Here is a 443-nt window from a genome sequence, read left to right on the forward strand (position 1 = left end):
GCCCCGCTGCGCCCCGACGAGCGCAAAACCACCATCGCCAACCACGAGCGCGACAAAATGCGCCTGCAGATCCGCACCCCCGGCGATCTGGAAACACTGGAACTTGTTGCCTGCCAACGGACTCCGCCGGGGCCGGGACAAATCGAAGTCGCGATCAGCGCGTCGAGCATCAACTTCGCCGATGTGCTGCTCGCGTTCGGCCGCTACCCCGCCATCGAGGGCCAATTGCCGGAGTTAGGCACGGATTTCGCCGGGGTGGTGACTGCGGTTGGCGAAGACGTCACCGACCACCACGTCGGTGACCCCGTCGGCGGCCTGTCCCCCGACGGCTGTTGGGGCACCTTCCTCACCTGCGACGCGCGATTGGCTGTCCGGCTGCCAAGCGGGCTGTCCGAGCCGCAGGCGGCGGCGGTGACCACCGCGTACGCCACCGCCTACCACGG

Annotated in this window: 1 protein-coding gene; it reads left to right on the forward strand. The window is 68.4% G+C overall.

The features are described from left to right. The coding region (locus AC5Y2L_RS28585; protein ID WP_499940102.1) for an alcohol dehydrogenase catalytic domain-containing protein at positions 1 to 443 on the forward strand (443 nt) is incomplete at both ends.

The sequence above is a fragment of the Mycobacterium sp. NGS66 genome (genome assembly GCF_059812225.1).